This window comes from Stenotrophomonas sp. SI-NJAU-1, from assembly GCF_020883215.1.
In the GTDB taxonomy this organism is placed as follows: domain Bacteria; phylum Pseudomonadota; class Gammaproteobacteria; order Xanthomonadales; family Xanthomonadaceae; genus Stenotrophomonas; species Stenotrophomonas indicatrix.
Genome location: NZ_CP086598.1, coordinates 3,493,013 through 3,515,061, shown reverse-complemented (window position 1 = coordinate 3,515,061; position 22,049 = coordinate 3,493,013). Strand labels below are relative to the sequence as shown.

The following is a 22,049-nucleotide window of genomic DNA, read 5'->3' as shown; positions in this document are numbered from 1 at the left end:
GCAGGCGCGATGAACCTGGAGTCGAGGCTTGACAATTGATCCGATTACGCCCGTAATCGAATTGTCGATTACGGATGTAAACCATGACCCCGATCAGCGAAGCCGAAGCCGTTGTGATGGAGGTGCTGTGGCAGCAGGCACCGCGTAGCGCCGACGAGGTGGTGGCCGCACTGGCGCACCGCGACTGGGCCGAGCCGACCATCAAGACCCTGCTCAACCGCCTGCTGACCAAGGGCGCGATCGCCGCCGAGCGCGATGGCCGCCGCTATCTGTACCGGCCGCTGCTGCAGCGCCAAGCCTGGGTGCAGGCGCAGAGCCAGGACTTCATCGGACGCGTCTTCGAAGGCCGCGTGGCACCGCTGGTCGCGCACTTCAGCGAACGCGGACAGCTGAGCGCGCAGGACATCGCCGAACTGAAGAAGCTGATCCAGGAGCTGGACCATGAATGAGCTGCTCGACGGACTGTGGCAGGCCAGCTTGTGGTTGGCGGTGGGCGTGGTCCTGCTGGCGGTGACGCGGCCGTTGCTGGTGCGATTGGGCGGCGCCGGGCTGGCCTACCGTAGCTGGTGGCTGCTGCCCCTGCTGTTGGGCACGCTGTTGATTCCCCTGCCACAGGTCGCGCTGTTGCAGCATGTGCCGACCTTGCCGCTGAAGGTGGTGCCCGAAGCAGTGGAGGGCCTGCCTGCGTCATCTCTGCAATGGCCCTTGCTGCTGTTGGTGGTGTGGGCGCTGGGCGCGGGCGTCTGCCTGTTGCGCGACCTGCGCGCACAGCGCAGCTTCGAACGCGGCATGGGCGGTCTGCAGGCACGCGCCGATGGCAGCTGGCAGGCCAGTGGCGATCCCGGGCTGCCGGCGCTGGTGGGCCTGTGGCGGCCGCGCATCGTGGTCGGCCCCGATTTCGACCAGCAGTTCACTGCGCAGGAGCAGGCACTGATCCTGCAGCACGAGCACAGCCATCGTCGCAATGGCGATCACTGGGCCAACGGCGTACTGCTGCTGATGCGCGCGGTGTTCTGGTTCCACCCGTTGCAGCCATGGGCCGCACGCCGTTTCCTGCGTGACCAGGAACTGGCCTGCGACGCCCGCACCATTGCCCCGCAGCCTGCGCTGCGCGGCCTCTACGCCAGCACGCTGCTGAAGGCGCAGCTGGTCCACTCGGTTGCGCCGGCGGTCTGCCACTGGCGCAGCCAGCCCGTGTTGAAGGAGCGTATCGCCATGTTGAAGCAGTCCAAGCGGAAGGCATTGCCGTGGGTGTCGGGGCAGGTGTTGGTGGTCGGGTTGTGCCTGGGCGTGGGGGCGGTGGCGTGGGCCAGCCAGAGTGGGACAGCGGGCGTGCCGTCGATCAACGTAGAGCCGTTCGAACATGCTGGAGAAGACGCGGCCGAAGCGGGGCTCGACCGTCCGATCCAGGTCGACAAGATGTCGCCGCCCTCGTATCCGAAGTCTGCGATCGAGCAGCGTCAGGTAGGCGTGGTGAACCTGCGCGTGCAGGTGGATGCCAAGGGACACCCCGCCGATGTGCAGGTGCTCAGCGCCACCAATCCGGGCGTGTTCGAAGCGGTATCGATTGCAGCAGCGCGAAGCTGGACCTATCGCCCGGCGCTGAAGAACGGCAAGCCGGTGGCGGGCGCTGTACGCATTCCGATCACCTTCGCCATGGATGAGAACGACGACGTGACGGAGACCGCCAGGTGATGCGCATCGCGCTGCTGTTGGCAGCGGGGATGCTGGCAGGCTGCGCCACCCAGGAACGGTTGACCACCGTCGATACCCGCAATGAGAGTGTCGGCCATCAGCGCCTGCATGCGGAAGGGAAAGGTGGCAGCGGCCAGGTGCAGGCGTACACGCTGGGAGCGACCGAAGGCTATCGGATGCCGCAGCTGTATGCGGCGCCGGATCCGCAGATCGGTGATCGTGACCCGCGCACAGAGCTGGCGCCGACCACGATCTGCCTGCAGGTGGTGGTCGATGCCGAAGGCGCTGTCGAGCGAAGTCTGGCGCTGGTCGACCGCAGCGAATGCGCGGCAGGCGCGGCGAGCGAGAATGCGCCGCTGTTGCAGGCTGCGCAGGAGGCGGTGGCGATGTGGAAGTATTCGCCCGCCGCGGTCTGCCACTTCGCCCCCGGCAAGGTGCCGAGCGACCGTGGCGACTGCCAAGGCGCAGAGCGCGTCGAACCGGTGCGGGTGAGCCTGCTGTACGCCTTCACCTTCGAGATCGTGAAGGGCCAGCATGTGGTGCGCACGCAGGGCAAATGACGCGGTGTCATTGCTGGTGCGATGGGGCGACCGTGCGGGCCCTACGCGCCGCCCTGGATGTTGGCCTTCACCGCCGGCTGCATCAGCTGCGGTTCTGCCAGCGTCGCATCACGCGCCTGGCGCACGCTGACGAACTCCGCCTCGGCCACGCCTTCATGCACGTGGATGTTGTGCGCGCGCTGTTCACCAATGGTGGTTTCGTTGGCGAAATCGCGTCCGCCCGGGCCGTAGTCGTGGCAGACGAACACGCGGGTAGCATCGGGCAGGGCCAGCAGGCGCTGGATCGAGCGGTACAGCTGCGCAGCATCGCCGCCGGGGAAATCGCAGCGTGCGGTGCCGCCATCGGGCATGAACAACGAATCGCCGGTGAACAGCGCATCGTCGATCAGATAGGCGATGCTGTCGCTGGTGTGGCCGGGTACGGCGATGATGCGCCCCTGCAGTTCGCCCAGTGCGAAGGTCTCGCCATCAGCGAACAGGTGATCGAAGACGGCATGTTCCTCGGGCAGCTGCAGGCCATAGCGCGGTGCAAACGTGGCCTGCACCGCACGGATGCCTTCGCCGATGGCCAGCGTCGCATCCGGGAACCGCTGCTTGAGCCGACGTCCTGCCGACACGTGGTCGGCATGGGCGTGGGTTTCCAGCAGCCAGCGCACGTGCAGCTGCTGTTGCGCGATGGCATCGAGCATCGCGCGCACCGGCGATTCGCTGCTGGCGTCGGTATCCGGGTCGTAATCCAGTACCGGGTCGATCAGCGCGGCCTCGTTGCTGGCCGGGTCGCTGACCAGGTAGCTGAAGGTGTTGCTGTCACGGTGGAAGAACGATTGCACCTGGACCGACATCGGGCACTCCTCAGCGTGTGGCGAGCACGCGGTTCAGCAACTGCGCCAGGTTTTCACCGGCCAGTCGCAGCTGCGCTTCGGCCACCGGCCGGTAGCGCGTGGTGTAGTCGTCGCCGATCTTACGCGAGGCAGGGTAAACGCCAGGTTGCACCGAAATGCGGCAGCTGGCTTCAGCCCAGCTGACCGGATCGCGCTGCGGGTTGGACTGGCGTGCCAGCTTCGGCCCCGGCAGTGCGCGCAGCACCGGCAGGTAACCGGCATCGTCGACCTTGCGGGTATTGAGCATGCCGCTGTCCCACAGCGAGTGCAGGTTGGTACCGCGGTTGCCGAACTGCAGCTGGAAATCGTTGCCGCCCTTGTCGTGACCGTAGCCGGCGTGCATCGGCTGGTGGATGTCACCGACCAGATGCACGACGAATTTCAGCGCCTGCAGGCGCTCGCCATCGGTCAGGCTGCGGTCGCCGAGGATCGCGCTCTGCGCCTTCAGCGCTTCGACGATGCAGGTGCCGCTCTTGCAGTGCTTCGGCGCCTCGTAGTGGCAGCCATCTTCGGCGATGTTGACGTAGTGCCAACGGGCCGAGCGGCGGCCCAGGCCCGGGTCCTTGGCGCGCAGCTGGTCGGCCCAGGGCGCGATGCTGGCAAGGGTGGCGCCGGGTTCGGTGGCCAGCAGGCGGTCGACTTCAGCGCGCGTGGTCGGGTTGAGGCGGCTGTCGGCGACTTCGGCGACCAGGCGGTGGCCTTGCGCGCCCCAGGCATGGGCGGGGGTGGACAGGGTCAGCAGGGCCGGCGCGAGGGCGGCGGCGAGGAACAGGGAGTGCAGTGCTTTCATCCGCTCATTCTAGCCAGCGGGGGAGATGGGTGGTTGATGGAAAGCGGCGCGTTCCTGTTCGCTGGGCAGGTGGCTGCAGGGGCAGGCGCTGCGAGACACGCCGCAAGTACGTCCCTGTAGGCTCGGCCGCGGCTTGCTCGTGTGCGTTGTCCTGCGCACACGGCAAGACCGGGGTTGGACATCCTGTCCAACCCGCCCGAGGCATGCCTTGGGCCCATGCCGCGGACGGTCCCGCAGCGCCCGCCCCTGCAGCCACCATCCAACATGGCCGCGTTGGCGGATGCAAACGACAAAAGCAGAATCACAGTCAAATGCAGGATCTCATCCTGCAGCCCGCAATCGCATGCAGCCGATGGCAACTGCGCAATGCGGTTGCCCGCTTCTGCTTGCGCTTGCGCGCGCGTGGAAAATGGAAGGGCGAGGCAGGGGAAGGGGACGGGACCGTTGGCGCCATGGATGGCGCCATCGAGCCCCCATGGATGGGTTTACGGCGTGTCCCGGCCCCTTCCCCTGCCTCGACCCACACCGGGACCTGGGCCCGTCGCGACCAACAAAAAAGCCCCGGCACACACATACCGGGGCAACATGCTGCGAGGGTTTTGCCTGTAGCGGGGGAGCGGGGGCGCAGCCCCCGCCAATCAACCCCTTAGAACTTGAAGACGTAGGACGCGCCGTAGACCAGCGGATCGATGTTGACCGTGCCGATCTTCTCGCCGTCCAGCTTCACCTTGCTGTCGATGTCGATCCAGCGCATGTCCACGCGCAGGGCGCCCTTCTCGCCAATCGCAAAGTCGATGCCCGCATGTGCGGCCAGGCCCCACGAATCCTGCAGCTTCAGCTTGCTGCCCGCCAGCGCACCGGTGGTGTCTTCGCTGAAGAAGGTCGTGTAGTTCAGGCCGGCGCCCACGAACGGCGACACCTTGCCCTTGCTGTTGAAGTGGTACTGCAGGGTGACCACCGGCGGCAGCTGCTTGGTGCTGCCCACGCGGCCCAGGCCGTTGATGTTGATGTCGTGCTTGAACGGCAGCGCCGCCAGCACTTCGATGCCCAGGTTGTCGGCGACGAAGTACTCACCAGTGATGGTCGGCTTGACGTCGTTGTCGACGTCGACCTTCAGGGTGCCACCGGCCAGCGAGCCGTTGTTCGACTTCGGGGCGACCTGGTGCACGCCAGCCGAAACGGTCCAGTCGCCCTTGGACTGGGCCATGGCCGGGGCAGCGGCCAACGACAGGGCGGCGGCCAGGCTGGCCACGATCAGGGGGGAGGTCTTGCGCATGGGGGTGATCTCGTTGCGGGGTGGATGTGGCCAGTCTCGGCCTCACGCCGCGCTAACGCTTTGATCCGGATCAAATCCTGTCCGGCCCCCGTCCCGGCGGCGGGCCTGGCCGGCGGTGGTCAAGGCCGGCCTGCTAGACTTGTGGGCCCTATCCACCCCGCCGCACCTGTCGCGGCTGCAGGAGCTTGAGAACATGGCAATCAAGGTTGGTATCAACGGTTTCGGTCGCATCGGGCGTAACGTCCTGCGCTCGGCGGTGCTGAACTTCGGCGACGACATCGAAATCGTGGCCATCAACGATCTGCTGGAGCCGGATTACCTGGCCTACATGCTCAAGTACGACTCCGTGCACGGCCGTTTCAAGGCCGACGTAGCCGTCGATGGCAAGGATCTGCTGGTCAACGGCAAGAAGATCCGCCTGACCCAGGAACGCGATCCGTCCAACCTGAAGTGGGACGAAGTCGGCGTTGACGTCGTGCTCGAAGCCACCGGCCTGTTCCTGGACAAGGTCAGTGCGCAGAAGCACATCGATGCCGGCGCCAAGAAGGTCATCCTGTCGGCACCGTCGAAGGACGACACGCCGATGTTCGTGTTCGGCGTGAACGACAAGACCTACGCTGGCCAGGCGATCATCTCCAACGCCTCGTGCACCACCAACTGCCTGGCGCCGCTGGCCAAGGTCATCAATGACAAGTGGGGCATCAAGCGCGGCCTGATGACCACCGTGCATGCGGCCACCGCCACGCAGAAGACCGTCGATGGCCCGTCCAACAAGGACTGGCGCGGCGGCCGCGGCATCCTGGAGAACATCATTCCGTCCTCCACCGGTGCGGCCAAGGCCGTCGGCGTGGTCATCCCGGAGCTGAACAAGAAGCTGACCGGCATGAGCTTCCGCGTGCCGACCTCGGACGTGTCGGTGGTCGACCTGACGGTCGAGCTGGAAAAGGAAGCCACCTACGCCGAGATCTGCGCCGAAGTGAAGGCACAGAGCGAAGGCGCGCTGAAGGGCATCCTGGGCTACACCGAAGACAAGGTGGTGGCCACCGATTTCCGCGGTGAAACCCACACCTCGGTGTTCGACGCCGACGCCGGCATCGCCCTGGACGGCACCTTCGTCAAGCTCGTGTCGTGGTACGACAACGAGTGGGGCTATTCCAACAAGTGCCTGGAAATGGCCAAGGTCGTCGCAGCCAAGTAAGGCCTGCGAAGATCCTCGCGCGAACCCCGGCTTGGCCGGGGTTCGTCGTTTAAGTGGCCCGGCCTGACGTAGCATGGCCCCGTCGACCGCCGCCATCGTGGCGCGGGATCGCATTGGAAGGCGAGGAATGGAAGCACTCTTGGTCCTGGCAGTACTGGTCCTGCTGGCGATACCGCTGCTGCTGGTGGTGGCGCTGGTGATGATTGCCGGCCTGCGCCGGCGGGTCGCCGCGCTGGAGGCCGCGCAGAGCGTGCAGGTCGCGCCCAACCCGGCAGGAGAGACCGTTGGCCGTGCACCCTCGGCCGTGGCCGAGCCGCCGCGCGCGCCTGCGGCAACGCGCGAGCCCGGCAGCGAGCCTTCGTTCCTGCGGCCCACGGCGGCCACGGCCCCGCCGCCGCTTGCCGCCCGCGAGGAGCTGCCGACACCGGCCCCGCCCGCGCGTCCGTCGCCGCCACCGCCGTTGCCACTTGAGCCCACAGTGCCGCCCTTGCCAGCGGAACCGGCCCTGCCGAACCTGGTCGAGCGCGCGATCGGTGCGGTCAAACACTGGTTCACCCAGGGCAATGTGCCGGTGAAGATCGGCATGCTGGTGCTGTTGGCCGGCGTTGCTGCGCTGCTCAAGTACGTCAGCGACCAGGGCTGGCTGGTGGTGCCGGTCGAGCTGCGGCTGGCGGGCATCACCGTCGGTGCGCTGGGCCTGCTGGCCTTCGGCTGGCACCAGCGCGAGCGCCGGCGGATGTTCGCGCTGGCCCTGCAGGGCGGCGCCGTCGGCGTACTGCTGCTGACCATCTTCGCCGCCTTCAAGCGTTTCGATCTGCTCGCGCCCGGTTTCGCCTTTGCCAGCTCGATCGCGCTGGTGGCGGGGCTGTGCGTGCTGGCGGTCGTGCAGAACTCGCGCACGTTGGCGGTGCTGGGCATCCTGGCCGGCTTCATGGCGCCGCTGTGGCTGTCCACCGGCAGTGGCAACCACGTCGGGTTGTTCAGCTACTACGCCGTGCTCAACGCCGGCATTTTCGCCATTGCCTGGTATCGCCCGTGGCGTGCGCTGAACCTGCTGGGTTTCGCGTTCACCTTCGGCATCGGCACCTTCTGGGGCGTGCTGCAGTACGACGCGGCCAAGTTCGCCAGTACCGAACCGTTCCTGCTGCTGTTCTTCGTCTTCTATCTGCTGATTCCGTTGTTGCATGCGCGCCGGCAGCCGGCCGGGCGTCGTGATCTGGTCGACGGCAGCCTGGTGTTCGGCACGCCGCTGATCGCCTTCTCGCTGCAGGCCGGCATGCTGCACGAACAGCCGATGACGCTGGCCCTGTGCGCGCTGGGACTGGCAGCGATCTATGCGCTGCTGGCGCGGGCCTTGATCGCGCGCGCGTCGTACACGGTGCTGGCGCAGTCGCATGCAGTACTGGCGGTCGGCTTTGCGACGCTGGCGGTGCCGCTGGCGTTGTCGGCGCGGGCCACCGGCGCGGTGTTCGCGCTGGAAGGTGCCGGCCTGGCGTGGCTGGGGTTGCGCCAGAAGCGCTGGTTGCCCCAGGTGACTGGTGCGCTGCTGCAGCTCGCCGCCGCATTCGCATTCGTGGTGGGGGCCGACCATTGGCACCAGGATCAGCGTTTCCTGCTCAACCCGACCGCGATCGGCGCATTGCTGCTGGCCGTGGCGGGTTTCGCGGCGGCATGGAGCTACCAGCGCAGGCAGCGCCATGACATCGCCCTGGCGTATTACCTGTGGGGCCTGCTGTGGTGGTTGGGCGGTCTGGTGCATGAAATCGGCCGCTTCTTCCAGCATTCGGCGCAGGCCGACGCGGTGTTGATGCTGGCCGCCGTCACCGCCTGGCTGGCCTCGGAGGTGCAGCGCCGCATGCCGGCACGTGCGCTGGGCGTGACCGCGTTGACGATGCTGGCCGCCGGCTTCCCGCTGGCCCTGCTGCAGAGCGATGCGCACCAGCAGCCCTTTGCCGGCTACGGCGCCTTGGCATGGGCAGTGTTCGCCGTGCTCGGCGTGCGCAGCCTGCTGTGCCTGCGCCAGGGCAGCGGCGGCGTGGCCCGTATCGCGCAGTTCCTGTGGTGGCTGCTGTGGCCGTCGCTGCTTTCGCTGCTGGCCCTGTGGGGCGGCGGCGACGCGCGCTTGGCGCAGGGCTGGACGGCATTGCTGGTCACGTTGCCGTGGCTGCTGCTGGCGGCGCTGTCGCTGTGGCGCTGGAACGTGCTGCGCTGGCCGCTGGGTGCTGCGTTTGACCCAGTGCGCCTGCCGCTGCAGTGCGTGATTTTCGCGATGCTGGCGCTGGCCTGGTTGTTCGGCCTGACCCTGGCGGGCGACGCCACGCCGTTGCCGTGGTTGCCGCTGCTCAATCCTGCCGAGCTTGCACAGTGGGTCAGCCTGCTGCTGATCGCGCGCTGGCTGTATGACCCGCAGGGACCGGCGCAGCTGCAGCGGTTGCGTGTGCCGGTGCTGGCCGTGGCCGGTTTCATCGCGTTGACCAGCACCGTGCTGCATGGCGTGCATCATTGGGGCGGTGTCGCCTGGAATCCGACGATGGCCCGCTTCAGCCTGGCCCAGACCAGCCTGACCGTGTTGTGGAGCGTACTGGGCGTGATCGCCTGGGTGTGGGGCTCGCGTCGCGGCCAGCGTGTGCTGTGGATGGTCGGTGCCGTGCTGATGGCCGTGGTGCTGGCCAAGCTGGTGCTGATCGACCGCCAGCATCTGGGCAACCTGCTGGGAATCGCATCGTTCATTGCCTACGGCCTGCTGTGCACCGTCGTGGGCTACCTGGCGCCCGCGCCGCCGAGCGCGCCGCCAACCGTGGAGGAAAACCAATGAGGAAGTGGAGCCGAGCGTTGCTGCCGGTCCTGTTCGGCGTGGCCGGTGCGGTTGCCGCGCAGGCCACGGACTACCGCGCGCAGTACGCCGAACAGTGGCCGCTGAGCCTGTCCAGCGCGCAGTCCGGTGCCTATCGTGTGGTGCTGGAGCCGGCGATCTACCGCCGCGCAGGCGCCGCCGATCTGGGCGATCTGCAGGTGTTCAACGCTGCCGGCCAGGCATTGCCATCGGCACTGCTGGCGCCGGACCAGCCGTTGGCGCAGCCGCCGGTGCAGCGCGAACTGCCGTGGTTCGCGCTGCCACCGCTGGCCGAGGCCCAGCGCAACGACCTGCAGCTGCTGACCGAGCGCGATACCGACGGCCGTGTGCGCCGGGTCGAGGCCAGGCTTGGTGGTGGTGCGGTGGCGAACGGGCAGGGTGGCTGGTTGATCGATGCCAGCGTGCTCGGCCAGCAGCCGCTGGCAGCGCTGGTGCTGGACTGGGCCGAAAGTGGCCAGCCGCTGCAGGCGCAGGTACAGCTTGATGCCAGCGATGATCTGCAGCGCTGGCAGTCGATCGCCCGTGATGTCCCCTTGGTGGACCTGCAGCGTGCGGGCAAGCGCCTGCTGCAGCGACGGCTGCAGGTCGACAGCAACGTGCGCTACCTGCGGATCCTGCCGCAGGGCGAGGCGCGCCTGCCGGAGCTGCGCAGTGTGTTGGCGGAGCTGCCGCCGGCGCCGGCAACGGTGCCCTGGGAGTGGCTGTCGCTGACACCGACCGCGCAGGGCAAGGGGGAATTCACCTTTGAACTGGATGGTCGATTCCCGGTGACCCGGGCCGACGTGGCCAGCACCGACAACAGCCTGGTGCAGTGGACCCTGTTCAGCCGCGACGACGAAAGCGCCGAATGGCAGCGCCGCAGCGCGCCCTGGATCGCCTATCAGCTGCAGCAGGGGGCACCGGGCCAGCGCCAGCAATCGGCGGCACAGCCGTTGGGCGGCATGTACCGCGACCGCTACTGGAAGCTGGTCGCGAGCCCGGTGGAGACCACCAGCGCCCCGACCCTGCGCTTGGGCTATCAACCGGAAGTGATGGTGTTCCTCAGCCAGGGCGCAGCACCCTACGCGCTGGCCGTGGGCAGCAGCACCGCGCGCCGCGCGGAGGCGCCGATCGCGGTGCTGATCGAGGAACTGCGGCAGCGCAATGATCCGTCGTGGCAGCCGACGCTGGCACGCTTGGAGGGCAGTCCGGAGACGCTCGCCGGTGACGCAGCGCTGAAGCCGCAGCACGACTGGAAGGCGTGGTTGCTGTGGGCGTTGCTGGGGCTGGGCGTGCTGGTTGTGGGTGGACTGGCGTTGAGCCTGCTGAAGCAGAAGCCGTCGCCTTCGGCGTAGTTTGCAGCGAACGGCGCAGCCCCTCGTGGGTGGCCGGTCGTTGAGAGCAGAAGCCGTGCTTGGCCGGGCAGGTGGACTGTGCAGGGGACGCCGCAAGTACGTCCTTGTAGGCTTGGCAGCCGCATCCATGCGGCTGACTGATCAGACACCCCTGCCCAGCCCACCCGCCCGGCCTCTGACAATTTCCGTGTGCGTCTACCCACGGAAGAGAAAAAGGAAGAGCAGGAGCCAAAGCGGGTCGCTTCGCTCCACGGCCATCGAGGTCGGAGCCTTTTCCCGCAGGAAAAACGGATCCGACCCCTTCTTTTCTTTCTTCATCCGACACCAGAAACCGCTTTTGCTTCCGCCGTCCGCTCCGCCTCATGAACGTATCGGGGCCGGGGCGGCATGGGTTGGCAGGGGTGTCCGCGGCATGGATGCCGCGGCCAAGCCCCCAGGGTGAAGTGACCCCCAGGAGTTGGACACCAAATCCAACCCCGAGGGTTACATGAATAGATATGAGGTTTGTTTCAAATTGCAGGTCGCCAAAGAGGCCTGCAAGACCGCCACGTCGGTCAAGGCGGTTGCCCGCCGCCATGGTCTGGAGTTCTCCACGGTCAGGCGGTGGGCAGCAACCTACCGGCTGCATGGCCGGCAAGGGTTTCAGCGCAAACCCCGGTCCTACGATCTCCAGTTCAAGCTGGATGTCCTGGAAAAGATGGGCCAGCTGGGCATGTCGGCACGAGAGGCCACGACGTACTTCCAGATCGGAGATGCCGGCGCGGTGGGGCGATGGCAACGGCTGTATGCTCGCGGGGGCGCTCAAGCGCTGGCACCACCTCCACCACCGCCACCAAGACCGATGAAAAAGACCGGCTCGTCCAAGCCCGCCGAGGACATGAGCCGCGATGAGCTCCTCAAGGAAGTGGCCTATCTGCGTGCGGAGACCGCCTACCTAAAAAAGCTCGATGCCTTGATCCAGGAAGAGCAGGCGGCGCAGCGCGCAAAGCGCAAGCCGTCCAAGGATTGAGGCAGGCCCATGCGTTGCCGCTTTTGCTCGAGGCGGCCGAACTGTCACGCAGCACGTTCTATTACCAGGTGAACGCCTTGGCCCATCCCGATGAGGGCGAGGCCGATCTGCGTGAGCGTATCCGTGCGATTTACGATGAGAACCAAGGGCGCTACGGCTACCGTCGCATAACGCTGGAACTGGCCAATCAGGGCGAGGCCATCAACCACAAGCGGGTGCAGCGGTTGATGGCCGAACTGGGCCTGCAATCGCGGGTACGCATCAAGCGCTACCGCGCCTTCAAGGGAGCGGCCAATGTCGTGGTCTCCAACGACCTGGGCCGCCAGTTTGAGGCCCAGACGCCCAACCAGAAGTGGGTGACCGACGTAACCGAGTTCAAGGTGCAGGGCATGAAGCTCTATCTTTCGCCGATCATGGATCTCTACAACGGCGAAATCGTGGCGTACCAGATGAAGCGCCGACCGGTGTTCGACCTGGTGGGGGAGATGCTGGACCAAGCGATCAAGAAGCTTTCGCCCGAAGATCGACCGATGATCCACTCTGACCAGGGCTGGCATTACCAGCACGAAAACTACCGCCACAAGCTCGCCAAGCACTCGCTGAAACAGAGCATGTCCCGGCGTGGCAACTGCCTGGACAACGCGGCCATGGAGAGCTTCTTCGGGACCCTGAAGTCGGAATTCCTCTACCTGAACACCTTTGACAGCATCGAAAGTCTGGAAGCCGGACTGGTGGAGTACATCCGGTACTACAACGAAGACCGTATCCGACTGAAACTAAAGGGCCTGAGCCCGGTAAAGTACCGGGAACAGGTCGCGCTGGCTGCCTGATCCCCAACTGTCCAACTTTAGGGGGTCACTTCAAGGATGGGTTTACGGCGTCCCCTGCCAACCCATACCACCCCGGCCCACCCACAGCACCACGAAGCGCCAGCGCTCTGGCCGTTGCCGTTGCCGTTGCTGTTGCACCTGCTGTTGGCCTCTGCCTGCCGCAGGCATCGGCACCCGATACAATGACCGTCTGCCGCACGCCGGCATCCCATCTCCAGAGCCAAAGAGTTGCCCATGTCCATCGTCCGCATGACCGACCTCGACCTCTCCGGCAAGCGCGTGCTGATCCGCCAGGATCTGAACGTGCCGATCGAGAATGGCCGCATCACCTCCGAACAGCGCATCACCGCTTCCCTGCCGACGCTCAAGCGCGCGCTGGAGCAGGGCGCGGCGGTGATGGTCACCTCGCACCTGGGCCGCCCCAAGGAGGGCGTGTGGAGCGAAGCCGATTCGCTGGCGCCGGTGGCCGAGCGCCTGTCGGTGCTGCTGGGCCGCGAAGTGCCGCTGGTGCGTGACTGGGTCGACGGCGTCGACGTGCAGCCGGGCCAGCTGGTGCTGCTGGAAAACTGCCGCATGAACGTTGGCGAGGGCAAGGACGATGAAGCCCTGTCGAAGAAATACGCTGCCCTCTGCGACGTGTTCGTGATGGATGCGTTCGGTACCGCGCACCGCGCGCAGGCGTCCACCCATGGCGTGATCCGTTTCGCCCCGGTCGCTGCTGGTGGCCCGCTGCTGATGGCCGAGCTGGATGCGCTGGCCAAGGCCCTGGATGCGCCGGCCAAGCCGCTGCTGGCCATCGTCGCCGGCAGCAAGGTCAGCACCAAGCTGGAGCTGCTGGCCAACCTGGTCGGCAAGGTCGACCAGCTGATCGTTGGTGGCGGCATCGCCAACACCTTCATCGCGGCGGCCGGCTACAAGGTCGGCAAGTCGCTGTACGAGCCGGACCTGCTGGATACCGCCCGGAAGATCGTGGCCGACGCCAAGGCGCGGGGTGCGGACATCCCGCTGCCGGTGGACGTGGTCACCGCCAAGCAGTTCCTGCCCGACGCGGCTGCCGAAGTGAAGGCCGTCGGTGCGGTGGCCGAGGACGACCTGATCCTGGACATCGGCCCGCAGACGGCCGCGCAGTACGCACAGCTGATCGCCAAGGCCGGCACCGTGGTCTGGAACGGCCCGGTCGGCGTGTTCGAGTTCGAAGCCTTCAGCAAGGGCACCGAAGCGCTGGCCCGCGCCATCGCCAGCTCGCCGGCGTTCTCCATCGCCGGTGGTGGCGACACCCTGGCGGCGGTCGACAAGTTCGATATCGCCCAGCAGGTCAGCTACATCTCCACCGGCGGCGGCGCGTTCCTGGAATTCCTGGAAGGCAAGACCCTGCCGGCGGTGGCTGCCCTGGCCGCGCGCGGCGCATGAGCACTGGAACTGCGATGGACGGAGAGGAGCGTGCAACGCTCTTCTTCGACATGGACGGCACGCTGATCGATTCGGAAGTGGGCATCACCACCTGCATCGCCTACGCGCTGCAGAAGATGGACCACCCGGTGCCGCCGCAGGAAACGTTGCTGGGCTGGATCGGTCCGTCGCTGCGCACCACGTTCGCACCGTTGTTCGGTGAGCCCGAGCGCGTGGAGCAGGCCGTGGCCTTCTATCGCGAGCGTTTCGACGTAGAAGGCTGGCGCGAGCACACGATCTACCCGGACATCGAAGCGGTGGTACGCGCGCTGCACGCACGCGGCCATCGCCTTGCGGTGGTCACCGCCAAGAACGAGCCGCATGCCCGCCGCATCGTCGAGCATCTGCCGTTCGGTGGCCTGTTCGAGGACGTGATCGGTTCAACCCCGGATGGCTCGCGCAGCAGCAAGCCGCAGCTGGTGGGCGAGGCGCTTCATCGCCTGCAGCTGGCGCCGCAGCACTGCTGGATGATCGGCGACCGTCGCATGGACATCGAGGGCGCCCATCACCACGGCCTGCGCAGTGTGGGCGTGCTGTGGGGCTTTGGTGGCGAGCAGGAGCTGACCCAGGCCGGTGCCGGGCAGCTGGCCCATGATCCGGCGCAGCTGCTGGCATTGCTGGCCTGAGTTTGACGATGCCGCGCGCCGGGCCTTGCCCGGCGGTGTTTCCGCTGCCATCGACCAGCGTATGTCCGGAACATGTCCGGGCGATGTCCCGCAGAGTCAGGCAGCACAAGGCTGTAACCGTATACATGGGACGTGAAGGATGTGCTAATTTCCGTCCTTTAACGGGAGAGGCCCATCCACATGTTCGAGCGTCAGCGTCGCACCAAGATCCTTGCCACCCTCGGTCCGGCTACCGATCCGCCGGGCGTGCTGGAGGATCTGTTCCGCGCCGGCGTCAACGTGGTGCGCCTCAACTTCAGCCACGGTGACCCGTCCGGCCAGGCCAAGCGTGCCGCCGATGTACGTGCCGCCGCGCAGCGGGTGGGCGTGGAAGTGGGCATCCTGGCGGACCTGCCGGGTCCGAAGATCCGCATCGAGCGCTTCGCCGAAGGCAAGGTGCAGCTCAAGGCCGGTGACCGCTTCGACCTGATCGCCAGCACCGATGCCGGCCCCGGCGATGCCACCCAGGTGGGCGTGAGCTACCTCGGCCTGCCGCAGGACGTGACCGCCGGTGACGTGCTGCTGCTCGACGATGGCCTGATGCAGCTGCAGGTGGTCGAAGTGCAGGGCGAGCGCATCATCAACACCGTGCTCAATGACGGTCCGTTGTCCGATCGCAAGGGCCTGAACAAGCAGGGCGGTGGCCTGTCGCTGGGCGCGCTGACCGAGCGCGACAAGGAACTGATCGGCATCGTCGCCAAGATCGGCGTGGATTTCATCGCCGTGTCGTTCTGCCGCAATGCGCAGGACATGAACGATGCGCGCGAGATCGCCGAATCGCACGGCTGCTACGCCGCGCTGGTGTCCAAGATCGAGCGCACCGAAGCCATCGAGAACCTGGAAGAGATCGTCGACGCCAGTGACGTGGTGATGGTGGCGCGTGGCGACCTCGGCGTGGAAATCGGCGATGCCGAACTGCCGGGCCTGCAGAAGAAGATCATCAAGGCCTCGCTGGCGCAGAACAAGGTGGTGATCACCGCCACCCAGATGCTGCAGTCGATGGTCGAAAGCCCGATCCCGACCCGTGCCGAAGTGCTGGACGTGGCCAACTCGGTCATCGACGGTACCGATGCGGTGATGCTGTCGGCCGAAACCGCCGCCGGTGCGTATCCGGTCAAGGCGGTCGAGGCGATGGCGCGCATCTGCCTGGGTGCCGAGCGCCAGTTCCAGACCGAGACCGACTTCGGCGCTTCGCCGCGCAACCTGGAACGTGCCGACCAGGCCATTGCCATGGCCACCATGTTCCTGTCGCAGCACGTGGGCGTGCGTGCGATCGTGGCGATGACCGAATCCGGCGGCACCGCGCGCTACCTGTCGCGTTTCCGTGCCTCGGCACCGGTGTTCGCGGTCACCCGCCACGACGGCGCCCGCCGGCAGATGGCGCTGATGCGCGATGTGTTCCCGATCAACTTCGACAGCCGGGGCTTCACCCCGCGCGAAGCCGCACGCGGCAGCATCCGCCTGCTGGTGGAGGGCGGCATGCTGCAGGCCGGCGACCGTGTGGTGTTCACCAGCGGTGAGCACATGGAAACCCACGGCGCGACCAATACCCTGCGCCTGCTGGAAGTGGGCGAAGACGGCCGCGCCAGCGGTCTGGGCGACCTGTAAGAGGGGGGCATCGGGTCGGAGCCGCGGCGCGGATCCGACCCCGGGGTCAGATCCCCTGAAGGGGCTCTGACCGCCAACGGCAGGACATTTCCTGTCCGGTGCGGACGTGGAATCGTTTCCATCCTGGCCTCCACGTCGGGGCAACGGATAGCGGGGCTATACTTACGTTTTTCCCGCACCCGCCACAGGAAGTACATGAGCATCGAACAGCTGGCTGAAACCGCCCAGGCCATGGTTGCCCCGGGCAAGGGCATCATCGCGATCGACGAATCCACCGGTACCATCGCCAAGCGCTTTGCCAGCGTCGGCATCGAGAACACCGAAGAGAACCGTCGCGCCTACCGCGAACTGCTGCTGACCACGCCGAAGCTCAACGAGCACATTTCCGGCGCCATCCTGTACGACGAGACCATCCGCCAGTCGACCAAGGACGGCGTGCCGTTCGCCAAGTACATGTCCGACCACGGCATGATCCCGGGCATCAAGGTGGACAAGGGTGCGCACCCGCTGGCCGGCTGCCCGGGCGAGCTGGTCACCGAGGGCCTGGACGGCCTGCGTGAGCGCCTGCAGGAGTACTACAAGCTGGGCGCGCGCTTTGCCAAGTGGCGTGCGGTCATCAACATCGGCGAGAGCATTCCGTCGGGCACCTGCATCGAGTCCAACGCGCATGCGCTGGCCCGCTATGCCGCGCTGTGCCAGGAATGCGGCCTGGTGCCGATGGTCGAGCCGGAAGTGATCATGGACGGCGAGCACGACATCGAGACCTGCTACGAAGTCACCGAAGCCACCCTGCGTTCGCTGTTCGACGCGCTGTACCAGCAGAACGTGCTGCTGGAAGGCACCATCCTGAAGGCTTCGATGGTCATCTCCGGCAAGGGCTGCGACGAGCAGGCCGATGTCGAGGAAGTGGCCGAGTCGACCGTGATGTGCCTGAAGAGCACCGTGCCGGCAATCCTGCCGGGCGTGGTGTTCCTGTCCGGTGGCCAGAGCGATGAGCAGTCCACCGCCCACCTCAACGCCATGAACCAGATGGGCAACCTGCCGTGGCCGCTGAGCTTCTCTTACGGGCGCGCCATGCAGCAGGCGGCACTGAAGCTGTGGGCCAAGGACATGAAGGGCAACTACGCCGCCGCGCAGAAGACTGTGTTCGAGCGGGCCAGGGAAAACGGCCAGGCCGCGCTGGGCAAGTGGAACGGCTGATCCGCAGGTTCTGCAGCATGAACTGAACAGGGCAGCGCCGGCATCATGCCGGCGTTTGCTTTTGCCGGTATCGTTGCCGCCTCCCGCACGCCAGGCCAGTGCGGGGGGCATACATGGAAGGCCAAGGAGAAAAAACATGCGTATCACCGCAATCACGCTGGCCGTTGCCACGGTGCTGGCTGTCGGCGGCTGCAACCGGATGGGCGGCAGCACGGACATGGGCAAGGCCCCCTCGCTGGAGTTCGACAAACCGGTCTCCGGCGAAATCACCTCGCGCAGCGGCGTCAATTTCAACGATGGCAGCCACCATCAGCTGTACCAGCTGAAGCTGGAAGACAAGCAACTGGCCGGCATCACGTTGACCGGTGCGCTGCGCGGCTCGATCGCCGTGTTCAACAATGGCGTGCTGGTGGCCAGCAGCAACTCGGGCTACGAGCGCGGCAACGACGTCTCGCTGGCGTTCCGCGCCAACGGCACTGGCAGCTACCAGGTGGCCATCAATGCCGACGGCCCCTCCGCCTTTGGTCCGTACCGCCTGCGCGCCGAGAAACTGGTGCCGTATGACGGCAAGCCGATGGTGGCCGAAGGTGAGATCGCCGACCTGCTGGTCTCCAAGTCGCAGGATTACACCCTGCAGGTGGACAAGGCGGGCATGTACGAAATCCGCCTGGAATCGAAGGCGTTCGATACGGTGCTGAAGCTGGATGGCAACGGCGTCCAGTCGGAGAACGACGATGGCGGTGATGACACCAATTCGCGCATCGGCATGCCGCTGGAACCGGGCAAGTACACCCTGCGCGTGCGCAGCCTGGATGAAGACAGTACCGGCGCTTTCAAACTGACGGCCAAGCGCACCGAGCTGCCGGCCAACATTGTCATGCGTGATGGCACCTCCCTGCCGAACACCGGCAGTGTGTTTGCCATGCTCGATGGCGAAGGCCGCCGCCGCTTCCTGCTGAGCCTGCCGCGTGCGGCCGATGTGCGCCTGGACGCGATTTCCAGCCAGGTGGATACGGTACTGCGCGTGGTCGGTGGCGACGTGGAACTGGTCAATGACGATGGTGGCAACGGCACCAACGCACGCGTGGAAGAATCGCTGCCGGCCGGCCACTACACCGTGGACGTGTCCAGCCTGAGCGATGAAGCCGGCATGGTGGAAGTACGCGTGCAGATCGACGGCGCCGCTTCGGCCGCCGTTTCGGCTGCAGCGGCGGCAACCGCCGATGCTGCTGTTGAAGCGATGGACTGACGCCGCTGCAGCGGAGGCAAACGAAAAGGCCGGGCATTGCCCGGCCTTTTTTCCTTCCACACCCGGCGTTCTTTCAATGCGCCGGCACGAATCCGGTATCGCCCAGTGGCGGCAGCAGCGATCCGCGCCCACTGTCGGCAACCTGGCCTGCGGCTGTCAGCGCCTGCTGGTAGGCCTTGGCGGTCGCTGTGTTGAACGCTACCAGCACGATCCGCATCGGCTGTGCGTGGCTGCGCTGCCAGGCCAGTGTTTCGGTGACCGCAATCTGCGCCGCCTGGTACAGCGGATAGCCATACACGCCACAGCTGATGGCCGGGAACGCGATTGACTGCAGGTTCAGCGATTCGGCCAGCTGCAGCGACTTCCAGTAGCAGTTCGCCAGCAACGCCGGTTCGTCGCGCTGGCCGTCGTGCCAGACCGGGCCAACGGTGTGCAGTACATACCGTGCCGGAAGCGCATACGCATCGGTTGCGCGCACCTCACCAGTCGGGCAGCGTACACCGGGGCGCAGCTCCGGCAGACGCTCGCACTCGGCCAGCAGGCCAGGGCCCGCCGCACGATGGATGGCACCGTCGACACCGCCGCCGCCGAGCAGTGATTCATTGGCCGCGTTGACGATCGCATCCACCGCCAGGGCCGTGATGTCGCCCTGCCACACTTCGATCTTCATGCGTCCGTCTCCTGCCTGTAGTTGTTGCGCGCCGTGCCCACGCTGGCTGCACCCGCATCTTGCGGGACAGGGCATCGATGCTGCGTCATGACCGTCTCATGCACTGCGATCCGCGCTGTTCATGCACGATGGCCGGCGGCGCCTTCACGCAGGCTGAAGCGAGCGCCGCACGCGGGCAGAACGAAAGTTTTCGGGGTGAATCTCTTATGATTTCTGGGGGAAGCTGTCCGCTTCCGTCGGCAATACCCAGACAGGATCACCCAAATAGCAAACGCCCACCGCGAGGGTGGGCGTCATCCTGCTGTCATCGACAACGCGGCGATCAGGGCAGACCGGCCAACCAGTCGTCGTCCGAACCTTCATTGACGTCGGCGAACAGCGGCGTGGAGAAGTAGCGTTCACCGGTGTCCGGCAACATCGCCAGGATCACCGCGCCCGGTTCGGCGCGATCTGCCACGTCCAGTGCGCTGGCAACCGTGGCACCGGCGGAGATGCCGACGAAGATGCCTTCCTCCGCCGCCAGCCGGCGGGCGGTGGCGATCGCGCGGTCATCTTCCACCGTCACCAGCTCGTCCACCACATTGCGGTTGAGCACATCGGGTACGAAGTCCGGGGTCCAGCCCTGGATCTTGTGCGGCTTCCAGTCATCGCCCTTCAGCAAGGCGGCGCCGGCCGGCTCGGTGGCGATGACGCGGGTGTCCGGGCGGGCGACCTTCAGTACTTCGCCGACGCCGGTCAAGGTGCCGCCGGTTCCCCAGCCACTCACGAAGTAGTCCAGCCGCTTGCCGGCGAAATCACGCAGGATCTCCGCGGCGGTGGTGTTGCGGTGGTAGGCCGGGTTGGCCGGGTTGGCGAACTGGCTGGCCAGGAACCAACCGTGTTCCTCGGCCAGCTCGCGAGCCCTGCGCACCATGCCGCTGCCGCGCTCGGCGGCCGGGGTCAGGATGACCTTCGCGCCATAGGCCCGCATCAGCTTGCGGCGTTCCACCGAGAAGGTCTCGACCATGGTCGCCACGAACTTGTAGCCGCGTGCGGCCGCCACCATCGCCAGGGCGACGCCGGTGTTGCCCGAGGTGGCTTCGACGATGGTGTCGCCCGGCTTGAGCAGGCCACGCTGTTCGGCATCGAGGATGATCGCCAGCGCCAGGCGATCCTTCACCGAGCCCCCCGGATTGAAGGACTCGACCTTGGCGTACACGGTCACGCCCTGCGGCGCCAGTCGCTGCAGCTTGACGATGGGGGTGTTGCCGATGGTGTCGAGGATGGAGTCGTACAGGGCCATGGGAGCGCTCCAGGAACAGGCCGCGCCGGGCTCGGCGGGCGGAAAGGAAGTGGGCTGGCTGTTCAGGCCAGCGGCTGCCGGCTGACCGTAGCGCCGGCATATGACGCCCGGAAATGACCAGATACCTTTCTTAAACAACCTTTGGTTATAAGCTGGTGACGGCAATTGACCCTAGAGTGGACCTCCGCCCCCACATCGCCCGCCTGCCATGACGCTGACCCAGCTGCGCTACCTGGTTGCCATCGCCGACGCCGAGCTGAACATCACGCTCGCCGCCTCGCGCGTGCATGCCACGCAGCCTGGGCTGTCCAAGCAGCTCAAGCAGCTGGAGGACGAACTGGGCTTCCTGCTGTTCGTGCGCAAGGGGCGCAGCCTGGAGTCGGTCACCCCGGCTGGCACCGAAGTGATCAGCCGCGCCCGCGCGGTGCTGTCCGAGGCCAACAACATCCGCACCTACGCGGCCAACCAGCGTCGCGAGAGCCAGGGCCAGCTGATCCTGACCACCACCCACACCCAGGCGCGTTTCGTGCTGCCGCCGGCGGTGTCACGCATCAAGCAGGCCTATCCGCAGGTCAGCGTGCACCTGCAGCAGGCCGGTGAGGCCGATGCGCTGGATCGGCTGAACCAGGGCGATGCCGATATCGCGATCATCAGTACCGCCGGTAGCGAACCCGGCGATGGCATCGCCGTACCGCTGTTCCGCTGGCGGCGGCTGGTGGTGGTGCCCAAGGGCCATCCGCTGGACCGCGCCGGTCGCGCACCGGACCTGGCGGCATTGGCGCGACAGCCGTTGATCAGCTACGAATCCTCGACCCGGCCCAACTCCTCGTTGCAGCGCGCCTTTGCCGCGGAGCACCTGGTACCCGATCTGGCGCTGACGGCGCTGGATGCCGACCTGATCAAAACCTATGTGCGTACGGGTCTGGGGGTGGGGCTGCTGGCCGAGATGGCGATCAGCGCCAACGACGAGGATCTGCGGGTATGGCCAGCGCCGGCACCGATCACCGAGTGCGTCGCCTGGGCGGTGCTGCCGCGCGACCGGGTGCTGCGCGACTACGCGCTGGAGCTGGTGCATGTGCTGGCCCCGCAGATTGATCCGCGCGACCTGCGGCGGGTGCTGGATGGCAACCAGGCCGCGTCCTGGCCGGTGCCGCCGACCTGGGAATCGCTGACCCAGACCATCACGGTGTGAGGTTGGTCGTGCAGGGCTGCGCCCTGCACCTGCTACGACATTCAAGCAACGGCAACAGCAACGGCGACAGCGGGCATTCCGTGGGATGGCGGGGCGGTGTGGGTAGGCAGGACACGCCGTAAACCCATCCATGGGGGCTCGATGGCGCCATCCATGGCGCCAACGGTCCTGCCTACCCACTCCGCCCCGCCTCTGACAGATTCCGGCGGCCGTTGGTAGGTGTCGACCTTGGTCGACACGGTAGATCCACGCCATGCGTGGATGAAATCTGTCAGATATCGAAATACATCTGGGGTCAGATCCGTTT

18 protein-coding genes are annotated in these 22,049 nt (G+C 66.5%); 13 read left to right on the top strand and 5 right to left on the bottom strand.

Annotation, left to right across the window (positions count from 1 at the left end):
• Window positions 1–83: 83 nt before the first annotated feature.
• From LMF57_RS16020 to LMF57_RS16010, 3 genes are read left to right on the top strand one after another with little or no spacing between them, the layout of a single operon-like run.
• Window positions 84–449, top strand: a complete 366-nt coding sequence (locus tag LMF57_RS16020) for a BlaI/MecI/CopY family transcriptional regulator (protein WP_229290205.1) — start codon at window positions 84–86, stop codon at window positions 447–449.
• Entirely contained in the window at window positions 442–1,695 is a 1,254-nt protein-coding gene (locus LMF57_RS16015; RefSeq protein WP_208081783.1) for a TonB family protein, read from the top strand. Before LMF57_RS16020 ends, LMF57_RS16015 begins: the two co-directional genes overlap by 8 nt.
• Window positions 1,695–2,255: a hypothetical protein gene (locus tag LMF57_RS16010; RefSeq protein WP_117311279.1), complete on the top strand. Its 561-nt coding sequence runs from the start codon at window positions 1,695–1,697 to the stop codon at window positions 2,253–2,255. The genes LMF57_RS16015 and LMF57_RS16010 overlap by 1 nt, the downstream gene beginning before the upstream one ends.
• A 41-nt stretch (window positions 2,256–2,296) precedes the next feature.
• Here the strand turns inward: LMF57_RS16010 and LMF57_RS16005 are convergent, their stop codons facing one another.
• The 3 genes from LMF57_RS16005 to LMF57_RS15995 form a co-directional block, all read right to left on the bottom strand.
• Entirely contained in the window at window positions 2,297–3,097 is an 801-nt protein-coding gene (locus LMF57_RS16005; protein ID WP_117311278.1) for an MBL fold metallo-hydrolase, read from the bottom strand.
• A gap of 10 nt (window positions 3,098–3,107) precedes the next feature.
• Window positions 3,108–3,926, bottom strand: coding sequence for a S1/P1 nuclease (locus LMF57_RS16000; protein WP_229290204.1), 819 nt, complete (start codon window positions 3,924–3,926; stop codon window positions 3,108–3,110).
• 646 nt (window positions 3,927–4,572) lie between these two features.
• Window positions 4,573–5,202, bottom strand: a complete 630-nt coding sequence (locus tag LMF57_RS15995) for an OmpW family outer membrane protein (protein WP_229290203.1) — start codon at window positions 5,200–5,202, stop codon at window positions 4,573–4,575.
• Between the two features lie 193 nt (window positions 5,203–5,395).
• Between LMF57_RS15995 and gap the strand changes: the two genes are divergently transcribed.
• From gap to LMF57_RS15950, 9 genes are all read left to right on the top strand, one after another.
• Entirely contained in the window at window positions 5,396–6,400 is a 1,005-nt protein-coding gene (gene gap, locus LMF57_RS15990; RefSeq protein WP_025874252.1) for a type I glyceraldehyde-3-phosphate dehydrogenase, read from the top strand.
• Between the two features lie 127 nt (window positions 6,401–6,527).
• Complete coding sequence (locus LMF57_RS15985) at window positions 6,528–9,215, top strand: DUF2339 domain-containing protein (RefSeq protein ID WP_229290202.1); 2,688 nt, start codon at window positions 6,528–6,530, stop codon at window positions 9,213–9,215.
• Window positions 9,212–10,588: a DUF3999 domain-containing protein gene (locus LMF57_RS15980; protein ID WP_117311276.1), complete on the top strand. Its 1,377-nt coding sequence runs from the start codon at window positions 9,212–9,214 to the stop codon at window positions 10,586–10,588. Before LMF57_RS15985 ends, LMF57_RS15980 begins: the two co-directional genes overlap by 4 nt.
• Window positions 10,589–11,075: 487 nt before the next feature.
• Window positions 11,076–12,427, top strand: a protein-coding gene (locus LMF57_RS15975; RefSeq protein WP_229290201.1) for an IS3 family transposase whose coding sequence is annotated in 2 segments (ribosomal slippage) — window positions 11,076–11,532 and window positions 11,532–12,427 — 1,353 coding nt in all. Because the reading frame shifts where the segments join, the coding sequence is not laid out codon by codon here.
• Between the two features lie 234 nt (window positions 12,428–12,661).
• Window positions 12,662–13,837: a phosphoglycerate kinase gene (locus tag LMF57_RS15970; protein ID WP_229290200.1), complete on the top strand. Its 1,176-nt coding sequence runs from the start codon at window positions 12,662–12,664 to the stop codon at window positions 13,835–13,837.
• Window positions 13,834–14,502, top strand: a complete 669-nt coding sequence (locus LMF57_RS15965; protein ID WP_229290199.1) for an HAD hydrolase-like protein — start codon at window positions 13,834–13,836, stop codon at window positions 14,500–14,502. The genes LMF57_RS15970 and LMF57_RS15965 overlap by 4 nt, the downstream gene beginning before the upstream one ends.
• Before the next feature lie 180 nt (window positions 14,503–14,682).
• Window positions 14,683–16,149, top strand: a complete 1,467-nt coding sequence (pyk, locus tag LMF57_RS15960; RefSeq protein ID WP_117311273.1) for a pyruvate kinase — start codon at window positions 14,683–14,685, stop codon at window positions 16,147–16,149.
• A 195-nt stretch (window positions 16,150–16,344) separates the two neighbouring features.
• Window positions 16,345–17,349, top strand: a complete 1,005-nt coding sequence (locus LMF57_RS15955) for a class I fructose-bisphosphate aldolase (RefSeq protein ID WP_117311272.1) — start codon at window positions 16,345–16,347, stop codon at window positions 17,347–17,349.
• Between the two features lie 136 nt (window positions 17,350–17,485).
• Entirely contained in the window at window positions 17,486–18,598 is a 1,113-nt protein-coding gene (locus LMF57_RS15950; protein ID WP_117311271.1) for an ABC transporter substrate-binding protein, read from the top strand.
• A 73-nt stretch (window positions 18,599–18,671) separates the two neighbouring features.
• Here LMF57_RS15950 and LMF57_RS15945 read toward each other — a convergent pair whose 3' ends face one another.
• Both LMF57_RS15945 and cysK read right to left on the bottom strand, forming a co-directional pair.
• The gene (locus LMF57_RS15945; protein WP_117311270.1) at window positions 18,672–19,268 is read right to left on the bottom strand and encodes an O-acetyl-ADP-ribose deacetylase; all 597 of its coding nucleotides are present in this window, start codon (window positions 19,266–19,268) and stop codon (window positions 18,672–18,674) included.
• Between the two features lie 322 nt (window positions 19,269–19,590).
• Window positions 19,591–20,550, bottom strand: coding sequence for a cysteine synthase A (gene cysK / locus LMF57_RS15940; protein WP_117311269.1), 960 nt, complete (start codon window positions 20,548–20,550; stop codon window positions 19,591–19,593).
• Between the two features lie 208 nt (window positions 20,551–20,758).
• Here cysK and LMF57_RS15935 point away from each other — a divergent pair, with 208 nt between their 5' ends.
• A complete protein-coding gene (locus LMF57_RS15935; RefSeq protein WP_117311268.1) occupies window positions 20,759–21,742 on the top strand; it encodes a LysR family transcriptional regulator in 984 nt (327 codons plus the stop codon).
• The last annotated feature ends 307 nt before the right edge of the window (window positions 21,743–22,049 follow it).

Bases quoted from the DNA above. Each gene is read 5' to 3' on its own strand.
- LMF57_RS16020 (WP_229290205.1), top strand. From the start codon at position 84: ATGACCCCGATCAGCGAAGCCGAAGCCGTTGTGATGGAGGTGCTGTGG.
- LMF57_RS16015 (WP_208081783.1), top strand. From the start codon at position 442: ATGAATGAGCTGCTCGACGGACTGTGGCAGGCCAGCTTGTGGTTGGCG.
- LMF57_RS16010 (WP_117311279.1), top strand. From the start codon at position 1,695: ATGCGCATCGCGCTGCTGTTGGCAGCGGGGATGCTGGCAGGCTGCGCC.
- LMF57_RS16005 (WP_117311278.1), bottom strand. From the start codon at position 3,097: ATGTCGGTCCAGGTGCAATCGTTCTTCCACCGTGACAGCAACACCTTC.
- LMF57_RS16000 (WP_229290204.1), bottom strand. From the start codon at position 3,926: ATGAAAGCACTGCACTCCCTGTTCCTCGCCGCCGCCCTCGCGCCGGCC.
- LMF57_RS15995 (WP_229290203.1), bottom strand. From the start codon at position 5,202: ATGCGCAAGACCTCCCCCCTGATCGTGGCCAGCCTGGCCGCCGCCCTG.
- gap (WP_025874252.1), top strand. From the start codon at position 5,396: ATGGCAATCAAGGTTGGTATCAACGGTTTCGGTCGCATCGGGCGTAAC.
- LMF57_RS15985 (WP_229290202.1), top strand. From the start codon at position 6,528: ATGGAAGCACTCTTGGTCCTGGCAGTACTGGTCCTGCTGGCGATACCG.
- LMF57_RS15980 (WP_117311276.1), top strand. From the start codon at position 9,212: ATGAGGAAGTGGAGCCGAGCGTTGCTGCCGGTCCTGTTCGGCGTGGCC.
- LMF57_RS15970 (WP_229290200.1), top strand. From the start codon at position 12,662: ATGTCCATCGTCCGCATGACCGACCTCGACCTCTCCGGCAAGCGCGTG.
- LMF57_RS15965 (WP_229290199.1), top strand. From the start codon at position 13,834: ATGAGCACTGGAACTGCGATGGACGGAGAGGAGCGTGCAACGCTCTTC.
- pyk (WP_117311273.1), top strand. From the start codon at position 14,683: ATGTTCGAGCGTCAGCGTCGCACCAAGATCCTTGCCACCCTCGGTCCG.
- LMF57_RS15955 (WP_117311272.1), top strand. From the start codon at position 16,345: ATGAGCATCGAACAGCTGGCTGAAACCGCCCAGGCCATGGTTGCCCCG.
- LMF57_RS15950 (WP_117311271.1), top strand. From the start codon at position 17,486: ATGCGTATCACCGCAATCACGCTGGCCGTTGCCACGGTGCTGGCTGTC.
- LMF57_RS15945 (WP_117311270.1), bottom strand. From the start codon at position 19,268: ATGAAGATCGAAGTGTGGCAGGGCGACATCACGGCCCTGGCGGTGGAT.
- cysK (WP_117311269.1), bottom strand. From the start codon at position 20,550: ATGGCCCTGTACGACTCCATCCTCGACACCATCGGCAACACCCCCATC.
- LMF57_RS15935 (WP_117311268.1), top strand. From the start codon at position 20,759: ATGACGCTGACCCAGCTGCGCTACCTGGTTGCCATCGCCGACGCCGAG.